Here is a 22,477-nt window from a genome sequence, read left to right on the forward strand (position 1 = left end):
AGCTCCTTCTGTTCGGTAGGGGTTGCATGGGTTCACTGGCGCGCCAGCCAGTCTTCAAAGCGTGTCTTGCCAAGCCGCGCCCCCTTGCCAGGGGTCAGCGACTTGTCATCGAGTTCGGCGCCGAAGTAGCGTGCGTGGACGTCCGCCACCACCTTGCGCGCATCGCCTTTGAGCCGCAGGAAACGGCGTACCAACTCATCCAGCGGAGTGGCTTGGGGACCGGCGATCTCCAGCGTGCCATTGGCTGGCGCCGCCAGCGCGACGTCGGTGAGCGCCTCAACCACATCGTCCGCCGCCATGGGTTGGAACAGTGCCGGTGACAGGCGAATCTCCTCACCCACCGCTCCCGACTGGGCAATGCCTTCGACGAACTCGAAAAACTGGGTGGCGCGCACCACGGTGTAGGGCACCCCAGACTGCTCGATCAGCGCCTCTTGAGCGACCTTGGCACGGAAATAGCCGTTTTCCGGCAACCGCTCGCTGCCCACGATCGACAGCGCGACATGGTGTCCGACCCCTGCCGCCTTCTCGGCGGCCAACAGGTTACGGGTGGACGTCTCGAAGAACGCGAGTACGGCCTGGTCCTCCCAGGACGGCGCGTTGGCGACATCCACCACCACATCCGCCCCGTTCATCGCTTCGGCCAGCCCCTCGCGGGTGATGCTGTTCACCCCTGTGCTCGGTGCTGCGGCGACGGCCTGATGGCCTCGCTCGCGCAGGCCGTTGACAAGCTTGGAACCAATGAGACCGGTGCCTCCGATGACCACGATTTTCATGGCGCTCTCTCCGCGTGCTCGACCGCAACCTTTGCCGTCGTCAGGCATGCAGTGTGTGCCGTCGCCGCGGCAAAAGCCTTGCTGGCAGGCTGGATTTGCCTCCAGGCACGCTTGAATTTGCGTCCAAACCGTTCAAACCGCGCCCAAGCATGTGCAGCCGGCGATGCGCTGCCGTATCATCGAACAACCCCCATGAACAGTCGCCTCGGACACCGAGCCTAGGGCGCGCGCGAGGACATCACGTGCCATTCGAGTTTGACGACTATGTGCTCGACGAGCAGCGTCGGGAGCTGACTCAGCGCGGACAGGCCGTGACCATCGGCCCGCAGGTGTTCGACCTGCTGCTGCAACTGGTCAGCCACCGCGACCGGGTGCTGGGCCGCGATGAATTGCTGGCCCGCGTGTGGAACGGCAAGATCGTCTCCGAGTCGACCATCACCAGCCATATCAATGCCGTGCGCAAAGCCATCGGCGATACCGGTGAGGAACAACGTCTGCTGCGCACCGTGCCGCGCAAGGGCTACCGCTTCGTGGCCCGGGTCCGCGAAGCCTGCAGCACCGAAGCGCCTGTTCCCACCGGGCCTGTGAGCGCCCCTGTCGGGCCCAGCCTCCCCGAGAAACCCTCGATCACGGTGCTGCCGTTCCAGAACCTCAGCGGCGACCCCGAACAGGACTACTTCGCCGATGGCATGGTCGAGGACATCATCGCCGCCCTGTCGCGCATCCGCTGGCTGTTCGTCATCGCCCGCAACTCAAGCTTCACCTTCAAGGGCCAGCGTGTCGACGTGCAACAGGTCGGCCAGGCCCTGGGCGTGCGCTACGTCCTCGAAGGCAGCGTGCGCAAGGCTGACAAACGGCTGCGCATCACGGGCCAGCTGATCGACGCCACCACCGGCGAGCACCTGTGGGCCGAGCGTTTCGAGGGACGGCTAGACGACCTGTTCGAGCTGCAGGACCAGATGGCTGAAAGCGTGGTGGGCGCCATCGCCCCACAGCTGGAACGGGCCGAGATCGAGCGTGCCAAACGCAAGCCGACCGACAGCCTGTGCGCCTACGATTACTACCTTCGCGGCACGGCGAAGCTGCACAACGGCACCCGCGAGGCCGTCGACCAGGCGCTGCCCTTGTTCTACCAGGCCATCGAACGGGACCCTGATTTCGCCTCGGCCTATGGCATGGCAGCCTGGTGCTACTTCTGGCGCAAGCTCAACGGCTGGATGGGTGATCGTACCCAGGAAATCGCCGAGGGTGCGCGCCTGGCGCGCCTGGCCGTGGAGCTTGGCCGCGACGATGCCGTGGCGCTCACCCGCGGTGGGCATGCCCTCGGGCACCTGGCAGGTGACCTGGACGGTGGCATCGCCCTGCTCGATCGGGCGCGCCTGCTCAATCCCAACCTGGCGCCTGCCTGGTTCCTGGGCGGGATGCTGCGGGTACTGCGGGGTGAGACGCAGACCGCCATCGACAACCTCAACCACGCGGCACGGCTGAGCCCGCTGGACCCCGAAATGTTCCGCATGGAGGTGGGCATGTCGTTGGCGCATTTCTTTGCTGGGCGCTTTGACGAGGCGGTGGAGTGGGCGGAGAAGGCACTGGGGAATCTGCCCAGCCTGCTTGCGGCGGTGGCCCTGCTGGCCGCCAGCCATGCGCTGAGCGGGCGCATGGACAGCGCGTACAAAGCCATGCTGCGCTTACGCGAACAGGACCCTGGGTTGCGGGTTTCGGCGTTGCGCCAGTGGATGCCAATTCATCGCGACGAGGACTTGGCACTGTTTGCCGAGGGCCTGAGGCTCGCCGGGCTGCCAGAATGATCGCCCGATCAGGGCATCGCGCGTTTGGGGTTCGATAATCGCACACTTTTCCACGCGGGGCAGCGCTTCGAATTGACGTAATTAACCACCTGGTACAAACATAAGCACATCCAAAAACAACAAAGTGATGCTGCTATGAAGCCCCTCATCCTGGTACTCAACGGCCCCAACCTGAACATGCTGGGCACCCGTGAACCTGCCCAATACGGTCGTGAAACCCTCGCCGACCTCGCCCAGGGTTGTGCTGACAGCGCCCAGGAACTGGGCCTGGACCTGGAGTTTCGCCAAACCAACCATGAAGGTGAGCTGATCGACTGGATTCATGCCGCCCGTGGCCGCTGCAACGGCATTCTGATCAATCCAGGCGCCTGGACCCACACCTCGGTGGCTATCCGCGACGCCTTGGTCGCCAGCGAATTGCCGGTAATCGAGGTGCACCTGTCGAATGTCCACAAGCGCGAACCGTTCCGCCATATTTCATTCGTCTCGTCCATCGCCGTCGGTGTGATCTGTGGCCTTGGCAGCCAGGGCTATCGCCTGGCCCTGAGTCACTTCGCGGAACTGTTGCAGGAGCAGGCAGCATGAATCAGCAAGCCATCCTTGCCGGACTGATCGGCCGTGGTATTCAACTGTCGCGCACCCCTGCCCTGCACGAGCACGAAGGTGATGCCCAAGCCCTGCGTTACCTGTATCGCCTGATCGACGCCGACCAGCTGGACGTCCAGGACAGTGCGCTGGCGCAATTGCTTGAGGCGGCGCAACTCACAGGCTTCACCGGCCTCAATATCACCTACCCGTTCAAGCAGGCGATTCTGCCACTGCTCGATGAGCTGTCGGATGAAGCGCGCGGCATCGGCGCGGTCAATACCGTGGTGCTCAAGGACGGCAAGCGGGTGGGACACAACACCGACTGCCTGGGCTTCGCCGAAGGTCTGCGCCGTGGGTTGCCCGACGTCTCACGACGCCAGGTGGTGCAGATGGGTGCCGGTGGTGCAGGATCGGCGGTGGCCCATGCCCTGCTGGGTGAAGGGGTCGAGCGACTGGTGCTGTTCGAGGTCGATGCTGCCCGCGCACAAGCGCTGGTGGACAACCTCAACGCGCACTTCGGCGCGGGCCGTGCGGTGGTAGGTACGGACTTGGCTAGCGCGCTGGCCGAGGCCGATGGCCTGGTGAATACCACGCCCGTGGGCATGGCCAAGTTGCCGGGCACCCCACTGCCTGTAGAGCTACTGCATGAGCGGCTGTGGGTGGCGGAAATCATTTACTTCCCGCTGGAGACCGAACTGCTGCGCGCAGCACGGGCGCTGGGCTGCCGTACGCTCGATGGCAGCAACATGGCCGTGTTCCAGGCGGTGAAGGCCTTTGAGCTGTTCACCGGGCGCCAGGCCGATGCGGGACGGATGCAAGCGCATTTCGCCAGCTTCAGCTGAATCGGCCGCCCCCTTCATCGTCGGCAAGCCGGCACCCGCGCCAACCCGGTAGGTGCCGGCTGCCGGCGATGAAAGCCGACACATTGCCATCAGCCCTTCTCATCCAGCAACGCCCTGATCACCCGCGCCTGACCGTCATAATCACCCTCGCCAAAGTGCACATGCCGCACCTGCCCCTTGCGATCGACGAAATAATGGGCGGGCCAGAACTGATTGCCCCAGGCATTCCAGACCTTGTAGTCGTTATCCACCGCAACCGGATACTCGATACCAAGGCTGGCAACCTTCGACTTGAGCGTCCCCACATCATGCTCGTAGTCGTATTCCGGGGTATGTACGCCCACCACGACCAGCCCCTGGTCGGCGTACTGGCGCGCCCATTCGTTCACATGCGGCAAGCTGCGCTGGCAGTTGATGCAGTCCCAGGTCCAGAAATCCACCAGCACCACCTTGCCCTTGAGCGCCGAGGCGTCCAGCGGTGGCGAGTTGAGCCACTGGTTGGCACCGGCCAGCGACGGCATGGCCCCAAGATCGTCATGGGTCCAGGGCTTCGCGGCTAGGCCCAGGCCTACCAAGGCCAGGGCCACACCGCCTATCTTCAGCCAGTGGCGCCGATCAATTCTCATGGCAACCGCCGGTAGCGTACGTACGGTACTGCACGCTCTGGTGCTGACCTTTCGAATCGAGGTAGTCCATGCGGGTGTTCACCAGGCCGCAGGCATTGCCCTGGTCGTCCTGTACCGACAGCACTTTCTTGATATCGAGCGTGTCGCCGTAGCGGTACTGCATGACACCGGCATCGCTCATCGGTGCCGTGGCGGCCTGGGCGGCGATAGTGCCGAGGCTCAGCACGGCGAACAGGCTGGCGCTGGCGAAGGTCTTGAAGTTCATGGCATCTCTCCTGTGCAACGTTCAGGTGTGGGGAGTGTTGCTCCCCGGTCGAGAGCCATTTCACCGCTGCCAGGTATCCTGGATGTGTCGTTGCACGTTGCTATATGCCTCTTCCTGTATCTGAGTCCGGTACAGTGACGCATTGAAAAATCAGATAAAACCCTTTAAATACATGATGTTAAGGAATAATCCAGCACCCGAGATGGGCGCCAATCTTGTACAAACGGATACAATGGCATCAGGACGTCACGTATGCATTTTGAGAAAGACCCTCGTCTGCTCTGCCATCTCCAATGCGTCATCGACTTCGATGCCTAGGCTCTGTGTGAAACGTCTTGAGACGAAGGTCAGGCAAGGCGAAAACAGCCGAGGAAGCGGAGTTTACGGGTTGTAAATGAGCATTCCGAGGCTGTTTTCAACGCAGCATCACCGAGTATCAAGGCTTTTCGTACAGAGCCTACGGGCTTGCTCCCGGGAGGACCGCGCTGAACGGCCCCTCCTGGGCCGCAGCGCTTGACGGGCATCCATGCCCGTCACCTCCCTACGCTCGGCCTACTGACGTCGCAATTTGCAGCGTCTGGGATATCGCGCATTAAAAGCAAAAGCGGAGCATGAAATACCAAATCCGAACAACAACAGCTAAACCAGCCGCACATTCAACATTAAAACTATAAATTCGAGGCGGACTTTCTTTTGCTTCGCTTTGCTCTTGCTTCTAGCGCGCGGTAGTTCAGGCGCCACCTAATGCGACTTCAGGAGGCCGAGCGCAGGGCTTGCGCAGGGAGGTGACGAGCATGGATGCCCGTCAAGCGCTGCGGCCCAGGAGGGGCCGTTCAGCGCGGTCCTCCCGGAGCAAGCCCGGAGCGAGGGAACCCCGGAGCGCAGCGCAGGGGCCGGATGATAGGAGCCAGACTTTTTTGGTTACTTTTTGGGGCGTCTGCCAAAAAGTGACCCGCTGTAAGAGCGGAAAGGTGATTGAGCGTCACCTTGGCAAATGGATATCCATTCGCCATGGAGGCGCTCATTCACCTTTTCGCCTTTACGGCGACCTACTTTTGCTCTTGGGCAAAAGTAGGCAAAAACCGCTGGCTCCTATCATCCGGCCCCTACGCTTCGCTTCGGGGTTCCCTCGCTACGGGCTTGCTCCCGGGAGGACCGCGCTGAACGGCCCCTCCTGGGCCGCAGCGCTTGACGGGCATCCATGCCCGTCACCTCCCTGCGCAAGCCCTACGCTCGGCCTACTGACGTCGCAATTTGTAGCGTCTGGGATATCGCGCATTAGGCTCTGTCTGAAATCCCAAGAAACTGAAATGTGGCCCCCGGAACAGCCGGGGTTCTGTACAGTCGCCGGCCATCTGCGGAAAGGAATTCTGTGATGGCAAAGCGTTATGAACTCTCGAATGAAGCGTGGGCAGTGGTCGCCGATCTCTTTACGGCAGCCCACGTCAGGGGCAGGCCCCGCAGCAGTGATCGCTTGATGCTCGATGGTGTGCTCTGGGTGCTGTGCTCAGGAGCAGCCTGGCGAGATATGCCCGAGCGCTTCGGGTCTTGGGCGACGGTCTATCACCGCTTCCGGGTCTGGCGAAACCGCGGAACATTCGATCAGATGCTCAGACGATTGCACCTCAGACTCAATGACAAAGGCTTGATCGATCCCCACACCTGGATGATCGATTCGACCGCTGTTCGAGCAACCCGTGCTTCATCTGGAGCGCGGAAAAAAGGGGGCCTGACGAGCCTACCGATCACGCTCTAGGCCGCAGTCGCGGCGGACTGACAACCCAAATTCATATGCTCTGCGATGCCAACGGGATACCGTTGCGCTTCCTTCTCTCCGGCGGCCAAGCCAGCGACATCAGCTATGCCCAGCCGTTACTTGATGATGTCAGCATCCCGACAAACCAGCGTGGTCGTCCACGCAAACGATGCAAATGGTTGCTGGCTGACAAAGGCTACGACGCCGAGGCCTTGCGCCGTTACTGCGATCGATATCGGATGCAGCCGGTCATTCCGCTGCGCTCAATGAAACACAAGCCCAAACCCGGCTTGCCAAGACTGTTTGACCGCCCAAAATATCTACAGCGCAACATCATCGAACGCATGTTCGGCTGGCTAAAAGAGAACCGCCGAATCGTCACGCGCTTCGACAAGCTCGCAAAAAGTTATGCCGCAATGGTCTCGCTGGCTTGTGTCATGCGGTGTATGCGACGGCTTTTTTCAGACAGAGCCTAGGGCCATAGGCATCACTGATGTCCGCTTGGGGTCGATAGCCGCCATTCGCGACTGACCGCTATCGACCTATAACTTTTCGCCTATTCGTCGGAGGGGCTCCGATAGGACTGCGGTGCTGGGATGAATTGCACCTGCCCATGTTCCACTCCACGCTCGACCATCAATTGGTGAGACAACTCGCCGATCCGCCCACTTGGGCCTTGAAGCACCGAGACTTCTAAGCAATGGCCGGCGTCCAGGTGCACGTGCAACGTCGAACGGGTCAGATCATGGTGGGCGTGCAAAGTCTGGTTCAGGCGCTTTGGCAGTTCACGCGTGGAGTGGTCGTACAGGTAGCTGACCACTGCCACACATGGGACATTTTCTGACAAAGCCTCAGCCTCGCGCAGGCCGCTGCGCAACAGGTCGCGAATGGCCTCCGAGCGCCCTTGATAACCCTGCACTTCCACCCGCCGATCGATGAGATCAAGCAGCTCTTCGTCCAGCGTGATGGTAATCCGTTGCATTTTGTTACTTCCAGTAAGATGATTTTGCGTAGACATCATACCCGCCGCTCTTTAGCCTACGGCCTCCGTCGAAGTGGGGAACGCAGTGTGAAGCAGCAGCCAGGCAAACGAAAGCCCGCCCTGTTGGGCACCTTTTTCCTAGCGGCGAGCGCCTTCGCTCAGGCCGCCGACACCACGGCGTCAAGCCCGAGATTGGTGTACTCCTGGCCCGTCAACGCTGGCCCGCTTGACCCGCGCGGCTACTCGCCCAATCAGATGTACGCCCAGGCGATGGTGTACGAACCGCTGGTTCGCTACACCCAGGCAGGTACTGTCGAGCCATGGCTGGCCACAGCCTGGAAGGTCTCCGATGACGGCAAGACCTATACCTTCACCCTGCGCGACGGGGTGCGCTTTAGCGATGGCTCCGCGTTCGACGCCGCTGCCGCAAAGGCCAACCTGGATGACGTGCTGGCCAACAGTCAACGCCACCGCTGGATGGAGCTCGTCAGCACCCTCGACTATGTGGATGCACCCGATCGTCTAACCTTGCGCCTGGTGCTCAAGCATCCTTATTACCCGACCCTGATGGAGCTAGCCCAGGTCCGCCCGCTGCGCTTCGGCGCGCCCACCGCCGAGCCTGGGCACCCCGTCGGTACCGGGCCTTGGGTACGTTCCGAATCACGTCTGGGTGAATTCGACCGTTTCGTGCGCAACCCGCTGTACTGGGGGCCGGAGCCGGCCTACGGCGAGGTCATGGTTAAGGTCATACCCGACCCCAACAGCCGTGCCCTGGCATTGCAGGCGGGTGAAGTGGAGTTGATCCAGGGCGCTGCTGGCGAAATCACCGCTGCCACCTTCGTGCGACTGGGTGAACTGGGCTACGCCACTGCGCTGTCGGCCCCACTTGCCACCAGAACCCTGGCCATGAACACCGGCCGTGGTGCCACCCGCGACCTAGCGGTGCGCCAGGCGATCAACGAGGCGGTGGATAAACAGGCGATCATCGACAAGATCCTTTACGGCCTAGAGCCCAAGGCCGACACGTTGTTCGCCAGCAACATGCCGTACGCCGACATCGGCCTGAAGCCTTATCCGTACGATCCGGCTCAAGCGATACTGGCACTGGAATCCGCAGGCTGGGCCCTCGCTCCCGGAGCGTCCGTGCGCAGCAAGAACGGCGAGCCGCTTTCGATCGAGCTGGTATTCCTCGGCACAAGCGCCCTGCAGAAGAGCCTCGCTGAAGTGCTGCAAGGCGAGCTGGCCAAGGTCGGTATCCATATCGAGCTGCGCGCCGTGGAAGAAGGCGCCCTGGTCCGCCGCCAGCGCGACGGTGATTTCGGCATGATCTTCGCCGACACCTGGGGCGCCCCTTACGATCCGCATTCATTCATCAGTTCCATGCGCTATGCCGGCCATGCCGACTACATGGCCCAACGCGGCCTCGCGATCAAGGACGAGCTCGATAAGCGCATCGGCCAGGTGCTGGCCAGCACCGACCAGCAACAACGGGCCGAGCAGTACCGTTTCATCCTCACCACCCTGCACGAACAGGCGGTGTATCTGCCAATCTCGCACCTCACCGCGATCAGCGTGCGTCGTGATTCGGTGGCCCACGTGCAGTTCGGCAGCACCCTGTTCGATGTGCCGTTCGAGGCCATGACACCCAAGCAGGAGCCCTGACATGCTGCGCTACATCTTGATGCGCCTTGTGATGCTGGTGCCGGTGATGTTCGGCGTGTCGCTGCTGGTGTTCGTGCTGCTGCACCTGGGCAGCACGGACCCGGCGCTGGATTACCTGCGCCTGTCGCACATCCCGCCAACCGATGCGGCCATCGCCGAAGTGCGCCACACCCTGGGGCTGGACCGGCCCTTGCACGCGCAATACCTGACTTGGCTGTGGAACGCCCTGCACCTGGATTTCGGAATTTCCTACCTCACCGGTCGGCCGGTACTCGATGACCTGCTGTACTACCTGCCCGCCACCTTGCAACTGAGCGGACTGGCCCTGGCCTGCACACTGTTGATGTCGATACCGCTGGGGTTGCTGGCGGCACGCTGGCAAGGCCGCTGGCCCGACCAAGCGGTGCGAGCGGTGACCTTCCTGGGAGTGTCGATGCCCAACTTCTGGTTGGCATTCTTGCTGATCGCGCTGTTCTCGCTGTGGCTGGGCTGGCTGCCGCCACTCGGGCGCGGCACGGCCGGGCACTTGATCATGCCGGTGCTGGCCATCGCGCTGATGTCGATGTCGATCAACGCCCGCCTGCTGCGCGCGAGTCTGCTCGAAGCCAGCGGCCAGCGGCATGTCACCTATGCCCGCGCCCGCGGCCTGCCCGACCGCCAGGTGTGGCGTGACCATGTGTTGCGCAACGCCTGGCTGCCCTTCGTCACCGCCACCGGCATGCACGTGGGCGAACTGATCGGCGGTGCGCTGGTGATCGAGACCATCTTCGCCTGGCCCGGCGTGGGCCGCTTCGCCGTCTCGGCAGTGCTCAACCGCGATTTCCCGGTAATGCAGTGCTTCACCCTGCTGCTGACCGGCCTGCTGATGGTCTGCAACCTAGTGGTGGACGTTTGCTATGCCTGGCTTGACCCGCGCAGCCGCCTAGAGGGCGCAAGCGCATGAGCGTTCTCTCGACGATTCGTCGACCGGTACTGGCCGGTCAAACGGGCCTACTCCTCGGTTCGTTGCTGGTCGGCTTGCTGGTAGTGCTGGCCGTGTTCGGCCAGTGGCTGACCCCGCACGATCCTGACCTGGTCGACCTCAGCCAGCGCTTGATGCCGCCAAACGCGAGCCACTGGCTGGGCACTGATCACCTAGGCCGCGACCTGCTTTCACGTCTGATCGTCGGCACCAGGCTGTCGCTAGGCAGTGTGATGCTGACCCTGGCGCTAGTCCTGGCCCTCGGGCTGGCCGTTGGCGGTGTGGCCGGCTTTATCGGCGGGCGCACCGACCTGCTGCTGATGCGCCTGTGCGACATGTTCATGACGTTCCCGACCTTGGTGCTGGCGTTCTTCTTCGTCACCCTGCTCGGCACTGGCCTGACCAACGTGATCGTCGCCATCGCCCTGTCCCATTGGGCCTGGTACGCACGCATGGTGCGCGGCATGGTGATCGCCCAGCGCGGGCGCGAATACGTGCTGGCCGCACGGCTAGCCGGCGCTTCGCGCTGGAGCCGCCTGCGCCAGCATGTGCTGCCCAACATTGCCGGCCCGCTGCTGGTGCTGGCGACCATGGACATCGGGCACATGATGCTGCACGTCTCGGGCTTGTCCTTCCTCGGCCTGGGGGTGACACCGCCGACCGCCGAATGGGGTGTGATGATTAACGACGCCAAGGAGTTCATCTGGACCCACCCGCAGTTGCTGCTGTTGCCGGGACTGATGATCTTCTTCTCAGTGATGGCTTTCAATCTGTTGGGCGATGCCCTGCGCGACCGCCTCGACCCGACCCGAGGGCACAACTAGATGACCCCATCGATCCTCGAAGTCCGTGGCCTGCGCATCGAGGCCCAAGCCGGCCTGCTGGTGCAGGGCGTCGACCTGCAACTGCGCCGCGGCGAAGTCTGCGCTCTGGTCGGCGCCAGTGGTTCGGGCAAGTCGCTGAGTTGCCTGGGCATGCTCGACCTCTTGCCGGCCGGCCTTGTGCGCACGCACGGCCAGTTGCTGCTCGACGGCCAGCCAGTGAGCGCCGCTAAGACACGCGGCCGCCTGGCCAGCCTGGTGCTGCAAAATCCGCGCAGCGCCTTCAACCCGGTACGCGACATGGCCAGCCATGGGCTAGAGACGCTACGCCTGCGCGGCACCACCGGTGCCGCCGCCCGCGAGCGCATGGCCGACTGCCTGAGCGCCGTGGGCCTGGCGGATCACGCGCGCATCCTGCAGGCGTTCGCCTTTCAACTGAGCGGCGGCATGCTGCAGCGCATGATGATCGCCCTGGCGCTGATGGCCGAAACCCCGTTCCTGCTGGCCGACGAGCCCACCAGCGACCTCGATGCCGTGAGCCAGGCGCGTTTTCTCGACCTGCTGATGGAGCTGGTCGAACGGCATGGCCTGGGCGTTTTGCTGGTCACTCACGACATGGGCGTGGTCGCCCGCTGCGCTGGCCAGGTGGCGGTGATGGAGGCAGGCCGCATCGTCGAATTTCAGCCCGTGCACGCACTGTTCGAGCAGCCTGCAAGCAGCACCGCCCGAACCCTGCTCGACGCCCATCAGACCCTCTCCGGGAGCTACCTATGAGCCTGCTGCACGCCCACCAACTGAGCCACCGCTACCGCACCGGCGGGCTATTGCGAAAACGCGGCTGGCTGCAGGTGCTCGATAGCATCGACCTGCAACTTCAGGCCGGTGAATCGGTCGGCCTGCTGGGCGGCAGCGGCAGTGGCAAGAGCACCCTCGCCCGCTTGCTGCTCGGGCTGGAAACGCCAAGCCAGGGCCAGGTGAGCTTCGCCGGGCAAGCCGTCAGTCAGTTGCGCGGCGAACAGGCACGAGCCTTCCAGCGTACCGTGCAGTTGGTGTTCCAAGACGCGCCGGGCGCATTCAACCCGCAGCGCAGCATCGCCTGGAGCATCGCCGAGCCCCTGCGTCACCTGAGCGATCTGGATGAAACCGCCCGCCACAGGCGAACTGTTGAGCTGCTGGAGCAGATGGGGCTGGACGCCGAACATGCCGAGCGCCTGCCCCAACAGCTCAGCGGTGGTCAGTTACAACGGGCCAACATCGCTCGAGCCCTGGCAATCTCGCCAAAGCTGGTGGTGCTCGATGAGGCGCTGTCGAACCTGGATCGCGTGCTGCAGCTGCAACTGCTGCAACTGCTCGATGCACTGCGTCGCGACCAGGGCACAGCCTTTGTGCTGATCACCCATGACCTAACCCTGGTGCGCTACTTCTGCCAGCGGGTTGTGGTGCTGGACGCAGGAAGCATCGTCGAGGACCGCACAGTGAGCGGAGATCTGTCGTTCGAGCATCCGACCGGCAGGCAACTGCAAGCCGCTGTGCTGCCTGAACGCCCGACAAAGACCTGCGCTCGGGTCAGCACATCTCTCGCATGAACAATTGAGCGCATTAGCGCTCATCACCAATGGGTCGAGAGCAGGCGATCAGGCTTGCAGAATCTGAGGAGATGCCCGACGGTTGGCCGAGGGCCAGGAATAGCGAAGCGGTGCCTAGCAACGCGACTCCTGGCCTCCGAGGTTTGCAGGTATGAGCCGCGGCCAGGTCAACGCAAAGAGTGCCAACAACACCACGATGGCGCATCTGCAAAGCGGACACGGGGCCTGCTCTGAGTTCAAAGAATCATGGCTGCCTGCGATGTCCTTCATCGGCGCAGGCAACGCGTTATGTTGAAGGGAACAAAACTGCCCGCCGGCGCCATGCAACGAAGGCGCACTAATCTGGCCATGGGCAAAACCGCACGACAATAGGTTAAAGAGGACGCAAGCATAGAGCGTCCAGGCAATCAACGGGCGTAAGCGGTAGCTGTTCATCGAGGGAATGTCGCATTGACAGACGGTTCCGAGCCACTTGAACAGCTCTGCGTCAAAATGGCGCGCCCCTGAACTTTTACAGATTTACGGCGATACGGCTTAATGCCCCCATCCCCGCTCAAGGACGATTCATGCGTTTGCGCATTCGCACCCAGCTGTTGCTCCTCGCCTGTTTTGCAGTGATGTTTAACCTGCTGGCGATGCCGCTCGACCGTGCGTTGCGGGAGTCTACCGTCGATGAGTCGCTGATCCTGGGCAGTTTTTGCAGCCTGCACGGTGTTCAGAGCCTGCCTAAGTCCTTGCTGGCTCAGCTCAAGCTTGATCAGTCCGACCTTTCCAATCATGCCGACATCAAATCGCAAGTAGGCGACTGCTGTTGCGGTCATGCTGGTCAGGCTGCTTTGCCAAACGATTATTTCAAACACCTGTATCCGCGCTTTTGGCCGGACACCTTACTCTTGGGCGAGGATCCAGATTTACCGCTGCCTCGTCAGCTATGGCCCGCCATTCCCCCGCGCGCATCCCCCTTGGCCTGATACGTCGCCATTTCACGCCTCGCTGCCCTTTAATTGGGAGCAGGCTGCACCCGACTGTCCAGCCAGGAACCGCTTTCAATGAATGCGTCCCGCACTACCGCACGCGCCGTCCTGCCCGTGCTTGCCCTAACCTGTGTCTCCACGCTTAGCCCGCTCTCACGCGCAGTGGCCGAAACGCTACCCAGTGAAAACTCTACCCTGACCTTGGGTGCCGTCACGGTTAGTGGCACATCTGCCGGCCCGCTGGCGACCAGCAGCGTGCTCAGCTCCGTGGACATCCTCGGTGGCGATATCATTGAAAAGATGCCCGTCGCCTACAGTTGGGAGCTGTTCAGTCGCGCACCGGGCGTCATGTTGACTGAATTCAACCAAGGTACGACTTCAGGCAAGCTGTCGTTCCGAGGCTTCAACGGCGAAGGCGAAGTCAACGCCGTGAAGCTTTTGATCGACGGGATCCCCAGCAACACCAACGACGGCAACATGCCTTTCATCGACTCGGTGTTCCCCATGGACATCGACAGCATCGAGGTGGTGCGTGGCACGAGCGATCCGCGCTATGGCCTGAACAACATCGCTGGTAACGTCAACATCAACACCCATACGGGCGGCAACTACAACAAAGCTCGCCTGCGCTACGGCAGCTTCAATACCCGGGAAGTGCAACTGGCGAAGGGCATCGAGACCAGCAACTGGACCCAGAACTACTTCTTCGCCCGCCAACTGATCGATGGCTACCGCGACCACGCCGATACCGAACGCTATAGCTTCAGCGGCAAATGGTTCTACACCCCAGACGATGCCAGCTATCGACTGGGTTTGATCGCCCGTCACTACGAAACCGAAGCTCAGGAAGCCGGCTACCTGACCAAGGATGATGCCCGCCATTACCCACGCATGAGCAACGACTACAACGCCACCGACAAGGGTACGCGGCGGATGAACCAGGTCAGCCTGCATTTCGATACTGAACTGGCTGACACCCTGTCCTGGTCGACCAAGACCTACGTGAATACCTTCGATGACCGGCGCTGGACGCAATATTGGCGCACCAGCTCGCAGCAAGAACGTGATGCCTACGAGACTCAGTATGGGGCGATCACGTCACTGACCTGGCGCCCGGAGGTGGACTGGCTGCATGCCTTTGCCCTCGAAGGCGGCAGCGACATGCAGAAGCAGGAGAACCGCAGCGAGCGCTATCGCACGATCAGCCGCGTACGGCAGGCGCAGACCCGTGACCAGGATTTCGATTTCAACACTGTCGGGGCGTATGTCCAGGCCGAAATCGAGCCGTTCGAGGCGCTGAAGATTGTCCCGGCATACCGCGTCGACAAGATCAGCGGCGATTTCACCAACAAGATGACCGGGCAGGATTCGGACATCAACGACTATGGGCTGATCAAGCAACCCAAGCTCAGTATTGTCTACTCGCCATGGAAGTTCGCCAGCGTCTACGCCAACTGGGGCCGGACCTTCCAGGTGGGTACTGGCGCCGCAGCTTACAAGGTACCGCCGCGCAACGAAGATCTGGAGCCCTCGATTAACGAGGGCTGGGAAACGGGAGTGAAGTTCACCCCGGCCAGTTGGATCGACGGGCGCGTCGCCTATTGGCGCCAGGATGCCACTGGGGAGGTCAGCCGTCGCTTGAACGATCCGAGTGGGGAATCCGACAACGTCGGCGAAACGCGCCGGTGGGGCTATGACCTGCAAGTGAATCTGCACCCGGACGAACGTGCCGAGGTTTGGATGTCGTATTCCTGGCAATACTCCAAGATCTTGGAGCCAAGCAGCGCGCTTCCAAGTAGCAAAGGACAGGAAATCGACCACGTTCCGCATCATCTATGGAACACCGGTATCAGTTATCAGGCCACCCCAGCATTGCAGTTGACCGCGTGGATGAATGGCCAGACTAACTACTACTTGGAGCGGGAAAACACACAAGGCACCTATGGCGGCTATGTCCTCATGAACATTGGAGCGTCCTACAGGCTGAGTAAGTCATTGAGTGTGGATCTTCAATTGAAAAACCTGACCGACCGTTACTACGAATACGTCTGGTACGACCCGGACGGGGCGGGCGCATCCTTGCATTCGCCGGGAGATGGCCGCGCAGTTTATGCAGGTTTAACGTTCGATTTTTGAGAGCCGGGAGCTTTCAGTTTTCTCATAATCATTCTATGTTTGGATCGGTCGGGGCAGCATGCGGAAGCTCCGGCGGCGCCCTGCCGACTCCATTCAAAGGAACGATCGATGCAACGACGTGAAATGCTGAAAGCTGTTGCGGGAACTGTTGCCGTGGCCATGACCACTTCTGTGATGGCAGCAGGGGAAAAACATGAGCACCACCACGAACTTGGGGCATCTGGCGGTAAGGACCATGCAGGTCTGATCAACACCAACGCGGATTGCTTGAAAACAGGGGAAGCCTGTCTTGCTCATTGCATAAGCTTGTTGGGTCAGGGCGACAAAGAGATGGCTGCCTGCGCTCAATCGGTTAGCGAGTTACTCGCCACCTGTGATGCTCTTTTGAAGCTGGCAGCTCAAAATTCCCAATTTACTCCAGCGATGGCTAGGGTCACCGCTGACGTCTGTGCCAGTTGCGAGAAGCAGTGTCGGAAATATGAGAATCAGCACGCAGAATGCAAAGCTTGCGCTGACTCGTGCGCGGCTTGCTTCAAAGAGTGCCAGGCAGTAGCGGCATGACACGTCTGTACATACGGTGATTGGCAATTGTTTGGCCGACTGCTGCCGCGAGGGAACGGCAGCTATGGGTCGATAGCGGCCATTCCTGCTCGGCCCTAGCGTATCTAGGCGGAGACCTTCGAAAGACGGTCATATTCACGGTCACACTGTTCGCCAGCTATTCGGGCACGGTCATCAGCTGTCGACAGTTCTCCCGATCACTCAGCCCGTGCGAGCAGGTCGCAGAGTACCCTGGCGGCGCGGGTGGCTATCGCACACTAGTTACAGTGCTGATCCGGCAATCGCTAACCTAGTGCCGTGGGGGCAAATCCTTCCCGGGAGCCTTCCCTATGGACACGGAACAGGTGGCCAGAAACCGACTCAACCAGTGGGCTCCGCCAGCAGCCAATGGCGCTCCACCTCTTCTGGATGAGCGCCATGGTCTTGGGCGTGGTGGTACTTGCGCATGGCATCAAAGGACTTTTGAATCAGCTGCTCGCCAGCCTCGACCATCCCTATAAAGCTGTGCTTATCCACGGTACCGCTCCGATCATCTGACCAGCGCATTATAGGACTTTCCTCGGCACTGTCCGGCGAATCCAGCATGGTCATTGCGCAAACTCTCTCGCTCAATGATCCACCCAAGCAAAGGGGCCGGAGGGTACTCTTGCACACTTTCAATGGAAAGTTAATCAGCCTCTTTAGGCAATTTAGTTTTCCAAAGCGAAACCACAACCCCACCCAGCAGAAGACCTATTGTCACGCTTAAAGATAGCTCTGCCGGGACTTTACCAACTATATCATGAAGGAAAATTTTTGCGCCAATGAATACGAGCACCAGTGCCAACGCATACTTCAGATAAACAAAACGACTTATCATGGCTGCCAGCGCAAAATAAAGGGCTCGCAAACCGAGAATAGCAAAAATATTAGATGTATAGACTATGAAAGGATCTTGGGTAATGGCAAATATAGCAGGCACACTATCAACAGCAAACACCAAGTCGGCGCACTCGATAAGAACAAGCGCAAGGAAAAGCGGCGTCACCCATAAAACATTTTTACCTCTTGCGTCTGGCAAGCTCACCAGAAAACTTTGCCCGTGCAGCTCCTTGGTAACGCGGAGATGACTACGCAAATACTTGACAAAACGGTTATTTTCTAGATCCGGGGCATGATCGACACGCGCAAACAGCATTTTTATACCCGTAAATACTAGGAAAGCACCAAACAAGTAGAGCACCCAACTGAATTTCGCGATGAGCGCCGCACCAAGGCCGATCATGATAGCTCTCAGTACGATCACCCCCATGATCCCCCAGAATAGGACCCTGTGTTGGTACTGCCGTGGTATAGCTAGAAAGCTAAATATTAGCGCGATCACAAAAACGTTATCCATGGACAAGGATTTCTCAATCAAGAAACCTGTCACATAGTCCATACTGGCATCGCTTCCCTTCTGGAAATAAACCCAAATTGCGAACAGCAGCCCCATGCCAATATAGCCTGCAGAGAGCATTAGGCTTTCTTTGACCCCAATCTCACGATTGCCGCGATGAAGAACTCCTAGATCAAGAGCCAACAGGGTCAAGACAACGGCAAAGAAAGACAGCCAGAGCCATAGATCAGTACCAAAAACATCTTGAGAGAGATAAGCACTGAGGGCAGACATAGGCCCCTCCTCGACAGTCGTAGTTTAACAACTATGACTCCGACATGGCGGCTGTTAACCGTCAGAGGGGCCCGGCGTCACGAGCCAATATTTTATCGAGGCTTTTAAGCTCGCAAGTAGAATTGATTTACAAAACATGTCATAACCAAATTAGATAATCTAAAGAAAATTGATAAAAACATTATCGAGATGGATTTTAATAGGGCGTTCCTATTAGCTATCCCCCCCCAATCGCACAGGCAGGGCTACCAGCTGAACTCTATGTATTTGAAGTGGAAGCCATCAACAGCCGCATCCGTTGTCCGGGTGGTTAATCACCGCTCTCAGCAAAAGGACATTTTCATGGAGGCCATGGCTAGGGTCTTTATGAAAAGTCTTGAGACGAAGGTCAGGCAAGGCTGTTTTCAACGCAGCATCACCGAGTTTCAAGGCTTTTCGTCCAGAGCCTAGCCCTTCTCACTGGCCAGCACCGGCAAGACATTCTCTCTTTCAGGTTCAAAGACGAGGTGGAGGGTTTCCTGCAGGTAGTTAAGTCGAAGACAGGAGCCAGGCTCAGGATCAGCATCACGCTGGGGCGCATAGGCCTGAGCCTAGTTGAGGTGATACGACGTTGTCGTGACAGGGTGGTTGCAAAGCAGCTGGCGCACCATCACCGAACAGTCGCTCGCGTCAAAGCGGGCGCAACGATCATGCCAGACACCATCAGCAAAGAGTTCGCGGCAGCTCGAGACCGGGCGGTAGCGAAGCTGGGTTTGGTACTGGGGAACAGCCCACCGCCATTCCATGAACAGGGGTCGTTGGCTGCACGGCTCCATGAACAAGAAGGCCGGGATGCCCAGCGGCGACTCGGACACCATATTGCCAAAATGACCGATATGTACCTCGATAGCCGGGGCTCTGCAGGGATCGATTTCGCCTGGTTTTGTATTTTAGTTTTGGGGATATATTGGGGGAAGATTTCTGGAGGCCAGTCAATCTCCTTTAAATTCAGTACCTTAAGCCAGTTACTGTATCTGGTACAGATACACTGCAATACAAAGCGCCGCAGGCAAGTACGCAAAGGCTCGGTACACTGCGCCCAACCCTTCTGAACAGGAACGCTTTAGATGGAACACGTCGATCACATCCTGGTCGTCGACGATGACCGCGAAATCCGCGAGCTGGTCGGCAACTACCTGAAAAAGAGCGGCCTGCGCACCAGCATCGTTGCCGATGGCCGGCAGATGCGCGCCTTCCTCGAAGCCAACAGCGTCGACCTGATCGTGCTCGACATCATGATGCCCGGTGACGACGGCCTGCTGTTGTGCCGCGAACTGCGTGCCGGCAAGCACCGCAATACCCCGGTGCTGATGCTGACCGCCCGCAACGACGAGACCGACCGCATCATCGGCCTGGAGATGGGCGCAGACGACTACCTGACCAAGCCCTTCTCCGCCCGCGAACTGCTCGCTCGCATCAACGCGGTGCTGCGTCGGACCCGCATGCTGCCGCCCAACCTGACCATCAGCGAAAGCAGCCGCCTGCTCGGCTTCGGCCAGTGGCGCCTTGACACCACCGCACGTCACTTGCTCGACAGCGAAGGCACCCTGGTGGCGCTCAGCGGCGCCGAGTACCGCTTGCTGCGGGTGTTCCTCGACCATCCGCAACGGGTGCTGAGCCGCGAGCAGTTGCTCAACCTTACCCAGGGCCGCGAGGCGGACATCTTCGACCGCTCCATCGACCTGCTGGTCAGTCGCTTGCGCCAGCGCCTGGGCGACGACGCTCGGGAGCCCAGCTGCATCAAGACCGTACGCAGCGAAGGCTACGTCTTTTCACTGCCCGTGCAGCTGCTCGAGTCACCCTCATGAAATGGCCCCGCACCCTGGCCTCGCGCCTGGCCCTGATCTTCTTCACCGGATTGGTACTGGCCTATGGGCTGTCGTTCAGCCTGCAGGCCTATGAGCGGTTCGTCAGCAGCCGCTCGATGATGCTCAGCAATCTGGAACAAGACGTCGCCACCTCGGTAGCCATCCTCGACCGCCTGCCTGCGGCCGAGCGCGCCAGCTGGCTGCCTCGCCTGGAGCGGCGCACCTACCGCTACCGGCTCGACCCGGGGGAGTCGGGCGAAGCGATGCCAACCGAGAACCCGCCGATGGCCGCCGATTCGATCGTAAAAGCCATCGGCCATGACTACCGCCTGACCTTCCAGGATATCCCTGGCCCGAATGCGCACTTCCAGGTCCATTTACGCCTGGCGGATGGCGCGCCCTTGACCATCGATGTCACGCCGGCACCGGTGCCCATGGCTACCTGGCTGCCAACGGTGCTGCTGATCCAGTTGCTTGTCCTGTTGCTGTGCACCTGGATGGCCGTGCGCCTGGCCATCGGCCCACTGACCCGCCTGGCCCAGGCCGTAGACAACCTGGACCCGGACAAACCTGGCGTGCAACTGGACGAAAGCGGCCCGCGAGAAGTTCGCTACGCCGCGGCTGCGTTCAACGCGCTGCAGGCGCGAATCGCCGCTTACTTGAAGGAGCGCATGCAACTGCTGGCCGCGATCTCCCATGACCTGCAAACCCCCATTACCCGCATGAAGCTGCGGGTCGAGGTCATGGACGATGGCGCCGATAAGGACAAGCTGTGGAGCGACCTCAACGCCATGGAGCATCTGGTGCGTGAGGGCGTCGCCTACGCCCGCAGCATGGACAGCAGCACCGAAGCGCCTTGCCGGATCAACCTCGACGCCTTCCTCGACAGCGTGGTGTTCGACTATCAGGACAGCGGCGCCCAGGTCGCCCGGCATGGCACCACCGATAGCCTGCTGGAGACCCGTCCCCATGCCCTGCGCCGGGTGCTGGTGAACCTGATCGACAACGCCCTCAAGTTCGCTGGCGCCGCAGAGCTGGAAGTGTCCCGCGAGGGCGGCAGTACGCTGATCCGCGTGCTCGATGACGGCCCCGGCATTCCTGCTGATGAGCTGGATGACGTGCTCAAGCCCTTCTACCGGGTGGAAGGCTCGCGCAACCGCAGCACGGGCGGCACCGGGCTGGGCCTGGCGATCGCCCAGCAGCTGACCCAGGCCATGGGTGGCCAGCTGACCCTGAGCAATCGCGCCTCTGGCGGGCTGTGTGCCCAAATCGAATTGAAGTGAGTCTGGCCAGCGCCCGCGCTGGCCCATGACTTTGCCCACGATCCAGATCGCTACAGTCCGATACACAAACGCCCCTTCACCGACACACTGCAGATACCCCCCGCCTTCACACTCTCGGCATACCACCACAACCGGGAGCGCCCTCGATGAAATCCCTCACCCTGCCCAGCGGCTGGAAGCTGTTCGCCGCCCTTGCCGGCCTGACTTTGGCCATGACCGCCGTGGTACTTGCCAGCCACCCCATTGGCTCGGATGGGCTGCGCAGCGCGATACGCGCCACTGCGCGCAGTTCGTTCGCGTTGTTCCTGCTGGCCTTCCTGGCGTCGACGCTGGTGACCTTCCTCCCCGGTAGTGGCAGCCGCTGGCTGATACGCGAACGACGGTTCCTGGGCCTGGCGTTCGCTTTCTCGCACACCGTGCATGGCCTGTTGATCTACCGCTATGCCCAGCAGTTCCCCGAGTTGTTCTGGGCCGGTCGCACGGTAACCTCCAGCCTTCCTGGCAGCGTGGGCTACCTGTTCCTGCTGCTGCTCACCCTGACCTCGTTCAAAGCGCCGATGCGCCTGTTGGGCGGGCGTGCCTGGAAAACCTTGCACAGCACCGGAATGTGGGTACTGGCGGGTGTGTTCTGCTTCTCGTTCTACAAGCGCGTCCCCCTGGGCGGCTGGTACCCGGTGGCATTCGCCATCATGTTCGCCGCCCTTGCCTTCAAGCTCACCGCCAAGCTGGCCCAGCGCCAACGCCGCACCACCACCGCCCTTTCCTGAGATGAGCCCTGACCATGACGACCCTGACCCGCGCCCTGACCCTTTTCGACCGTTTCGGTACCTGGAGCGCCGACCTGCCGCTGCGGCTGTTCCTGGCCTGGGAGTTCTTCGAGTCCGGCCTGGAAAAATTCAACGGCAGCAACTGGTTCGGCGACCTGCAGGCAAGCTTCCCCTTCCCCTTCAATCATCTGCCGGCGCAGTTGAACTGGCAGCTGTCGATGTGGGCCGAGCTGATCCTGCCACTATTGCTGCTGTTGGGCCTGGGTACGCGGCTGGCCTCGGCAGGCTTGATGGTGGTGACGGTGGTCGCCATCGCCGCCGTGCACTGGCCGGCGCACTGGTCGAGCCTGGCTGAACTGGCCCAGGGCTATGCCATTACCGACCAGGGCTTTGGCAACTACAAGTTACCGCTGATCTACCTGGTCGCACTGCTACCGCTGCTGCTCAAGGGCGCCGGACGGTTGAGCCTGGACCAGTGGCTGAGCCAGCGCTTTCTTCGCCACGCTTGAGTGCCACGCCCGGTCCCGATAAATTTCCCGGCGCGTCGCTCGTTTTCTGTTCAGATCAATGACCAAGAGAACGCGC

The 22,477-nt window shown here is 60.8% G+C and carries 22 protein-coding genes and 1 pseudogene; 16 read left to right on the forward strand and 7 right to left on the reverse strand.

Translation table 11 applies throughout. The features are described 5' to 3' along the window. Positions 1 to 32: 32 nt before the first annotated feature. Positions 33 to 776, reverse strand: a complete 744-nt coding sequence (locus tag P3R38_RS14855; RefSeq protein WP_023381026.1) for an SDR family oxidoreductase — start codon at positions 774 to 776, stop codon at positions 33 to 35. A gap of 242 nt (positions 777 to 1,018) precedes the next feature. Here P3R38_RS14855 and P3R38_RS14860 point away from each other — a divergent pair, with 242 nt between their 5' ends. From P3R38_RS14860 to P3R38_RS14870, 3 genes are all read left to right on the forward strand, one after another. Next, positions 1,019 to 2,584: a winged helix-turn-helix domain-containing protein gene (locus P3R38_RS14860; RefSeq protein WP_023381027.1), complete on the forward strand. Its 1,566-nt coding sequence runs from the start codon at positions 1,019 to 1,021 to the stop codon at positions 2,582 to 2,584. A 135-nt stretch (positions 2,585 to 2,719) separates the two neighbouring features. Further along, a complete protein-coding gene (gene aroQ / locus P3R38_RS14865) occupies positions 2,720 to 3,169 on the forward strand; it encodes a type II 3-dehydroquinate dehydratase (RefSeq protein ID WP_023381028.1) in 450 nt (149 codons plus the stop codon). Further along, positions 3,166 to 4,014 carry a shikimate dehydrogenase gene (locus P3R38_RS14870; protein ID WP_023381029.1) on the forward strand — a complete coding sequence of 283 codons (849 nt, stop codon included), beginning with the start codon at positions 3,166 to 3,168 and terminating at the stop codon, positions 4,012 to 4,014. Before aroQ ends, P3R38_RS14870 begins: the two co-directional genes overlap by 4 nt. An 89-nt stretch (positions 4,015 to 4,103) precedes the next feature. Here P3R38_RS14870 and P3R38_RS14875 read toward each other — a convergent pair whose 3' ends face one another. Both P3R38_RS14875 and P3R38_RS14880 read right to left on the reverse strand, forming a co-directional pair. Further along, on the reverse strand, positions 4,104 to 4,640 hold the full coding sequence (locus P3R38_RS14875) for a thioredoxin family protein (RefSeq protein WP_027906759.1): 537 nt from the start codon (positions 4,638 to 4,640) through the stop codon (positions 4,104 to 4,106). Continuing rightward, entirely contained in the window at positions 4,630 to 4,905 is a 276-nt protein-coding gene (locus P3R38_RS14880) for a DUF2790 domain-containing protein (protein WP_023381031.1), read from the reverse strand. The genes P3R38_RS14875 and P3R38_RS14880 overlap by 11 nt, the downstream gene beginning before the upstream one ends. Positions 4,906 to 6,280: 1,375 nt before the next feature. Here P3R38_RS14880 and P3R38_RS14885 point away from each other — a divergent pair. Beyond that, a protein-coding gene (locus P3R38_RS14885; protein WP_277686343.1) for an IS5 family transposase occupies positions 6,281 to 7,137 on the forward strand; the annotation gives its coding sequence in 2 pieces (ribosomal slippage) (positions 6,281 to 6,616 and positions 6,619 to 7,137; 855 coding nt in all). A gap of 80 nt (positions 7,138 to 7,217) precedes the next feature. Here the strand turns inward: P3R38_RS14885 and nikR are convergent. Beyond that, the gene (nikR, locus tag P3R38_RS14890) at positions 7,218 to 7,643 is read right to left on the reverse strand and encodes a nickel-responsive transcriptional regulator NikR (RefSeq protein WP_104881610.1); all 426 of its coding nucleotides are present in this window, start codon (positions 7,641 to 7,643) and stop codon (positions 7,218 to 7,220) included. Between the two features lie 87 nt (positions 7,644 to 7,730). Here nikR and nikA point away from each other — a divergent pair, with 87 nt between their 5' ends. The 5 genes from nikA to nikE are packed head-to-tail and all read left to right on the forward strand — an operon-like array spanning position 7,731 to position 12,673. After that, the gene (gene nikA, locus P3R38_RS14895; RefSeq protein WP_347176203.1) at positions 7,731 to 9,305 is read left to right on the forward strand and encodes a nickel ABC transporter substrate-binding protein; all 1,575 of its coding nucleotides are present in this window, start codon (positions 7,731 to 7,733) and stop codon (positions 9,303 to 9,305) included. A 1-nt stretch (position 9,306) separates the two neighbouring features. Continuing rightward, on the forward strand, positions 9,307 to 10,248 hold the full coding sequence (nikB, locus tag P3R38_RS14900; RefSeq protein WP_104881608.1) for a nickel ABC transporter permease subunit NikB: 942 nt from the start codon (positions 9,307 to 9,309) through the stop codon (positions 10,246 to 10,248). Beyond that, positions 10,245 to 11,090, forward strand: a complete 846-nt coding sequence (nikC, locus tag P3R38_RS14905; protein WP_104881607.1) for a nickel ABC transporter permease subunit NikC — start codon at positions 10,245 to 10,247, stop codon at positions 11,088 to 11,090. The genes nikB and nikC overlap by 4 nt, the downstream gene beginning before the upstream one ends. Then, on the forward strand, positions 11,091 to 11,861 hold the full coding sequence (gene nikD, locus P3R38_RS14910; RefSeq protein WP_104881606.1) for a nickel import ATP-binding protein NikD: 771 nt from the start codon (positions 11,091 to 11,093) through the stop codon (positions 11,859 to 11,861). Continuing rightward, on the forward strand, positions 11,858 to 12,673 hold the full coding sequence (gene nikE, locus P3R38_RS14915) for a nickel import ATP-binding protein NikE (RefSeq protein ID WP_104881605.1): 816 nt from the start codon (positions 11,858 to 11,860) through the stop codon (positions 12,671 to 12,673). Before nikD ends, nikE begins: the two co-directional genes overlap by 4 nt. Before the next feature lie 114 nt (positions 12,674 to 12,787). Here nikE and P3R38_RS25125 read toward each other — a convergent pair whose 3' ends face one another. Further along, positions 12,788 to 13,108, reverse strand: coding sequence for a DUF2946 family protein (locus P3R38_RS25125; RefSeq protein ID WP_347176204.1), 321 nt, complete (start codon positions 13,106 to 13,108; stop codon positions 12,788 to 12,790). Between the two features lie 131 nt (positions 13,109 to 13,239). Here P3R38_RS25125 and P3R38_RS14920 point away from each other — a divergent pair, with 131 nt between their 5' ends. The 3 genes from P3R38_RS14920 to P3R38_RS14930 all read left to right on the forward strand — a co-directional run bounded on the left by P3R38_RS14920 (position 13,240) and on the right by P3R38_RS14930 (position 16,344). Further along, positions 13,240 to 13,644, forward strand: coding sequence for a DUF2946 family protein (locus P3R38_RS14920; protein WP_104881603.1), 405 nt, complete (start codon positions 13,240 to 13,242; stop codon positions 13,642 to 13,644). A gap of 78 nt (positions 13,645 to 13,722) precedes the next feature. Continuing rightward, positions 13,723 to 15,783: a TonB-dependent receptor gene (locus P3R38_RS14925; RefSeq protein ID WP_277686346.1), complete on the forward strand. Its 2,061-nt coding sequence runs from the start codon at positions 13,723 to 13,725 to the stop codon at positions 15,781 to 15,783. 108 nt (positions 15,784 to 15,891) lie between these two features. Continuing rightward, positions 15,892 to 16,344, forward strand: coding sequence for a four-helix bundle copper-binding protein (locus P3R38_RS14930; protein WP_104881601.1), 453 nt, complete (start codon positions 15,892 to 15,894; stop codon positions 16,342 to 16,344). 289 nt (positions 16,345 to 16,633) lie between these two features. On the opposite strand, the pseudogene P3R38_RS14935 reads toward P3R38_RS14930, so the two are convergent. Further along, a pseudogene (locus P3R38_RS14935) lies at positions 16,634 to 16,860 on the reverse strand (hypothetical protein). A 151-nt stretch (positions 16,861 to 17,011) separates the two neighbouring features. Beyond that, positions 17,012 to 17,995 (reverse strand): TerC family protein, encoded by a 984-nt coding sequence (locus P3R38_RS14940; RefSeq protein ID WP_104881600.1) that lies wholly within the window; start codon positions 17,993 to 17,995, stop codon positions 17,012 to 17,014. A 1,106-nt stretch (positions 17,996 to 19,101) separates the two neighbouring features. Here P3R38_RS14940 and P3R38_RS14945 point away from each other — a divergent pair. The 4 genes from P3R38_RS14945 to P3R38_RS14960 all read left to right on the forward strand — a co-directional run bounded on the left by P3R38_RS14945 (position 19,102) and on the right by P3R38_RS14960 (position 22,401). Continuing rightward, positions 19,102 to 19,842 carry a response regulator gene (locus P3R38_RS14945; RefSeq protein WP_023381041.1) on the forward strand — a complete coding sequence of 247 codons (741 nt, stop codon included), beginning with the start codon at positions 19,102 to 19,104 and terminating at the stop codon, positions 19,840 to 19,842. Further along, a complete protein-coding gene (locus tag P3R38_RS14950) occupies positions 19,839 to 21,125 on the forward strand; it encodes a HAMP domain-containing sensor histidine kinase (protein ID WP_023381042.1) in 1,287 nt (428 codons plus the stop codon). The genes P3R38_RS14945 and P3R38_RS14950 overlap by 4 nt, the downstream gene beginning before the upstream one ends. A gap of 146 nt (positions 21,126 to 21,271) precedes the next feature. Continuing rightward, a complete protein-coding gene (locus P3R38_RS14955; RefSeq protein WP_023381043.1) occupies positions 21,272 to 21,892 on the forward strand; it encodes a ferric reductase-like transmembrane domain-containing protein in 621 nt (206 codons plus the stop codon). A gap of 14 nt (positions 21,893 to 21,906) precedes the next feature. Next, positions 21,907 to 22,401, forward strand: a complete 495-nt coding sequence (locus P3R38_RS14960; protein WP_023381044.1) for a DoxX family protein — start codon at positions 21,907 to 21,909, stop codon at positions 22,399 to 22,401. The last annotated feature ends 76 nt before the right edge of the window (positions 22,402 to 22,477 follow it).

The sequence above is a fragment of the Pseudomonas sp. NyZ480 genome, from assembly GCF_029537255.1.
In the GTDB taxonomy this organism is placed as follows: domain Bacteria; phylum Pseudomonadota; class Gammaproteobacteria; order Pseudomonadales; family Pseudomonadaceae; genus Aquipseudomonas; species Aquipseudomonas taiwanensis.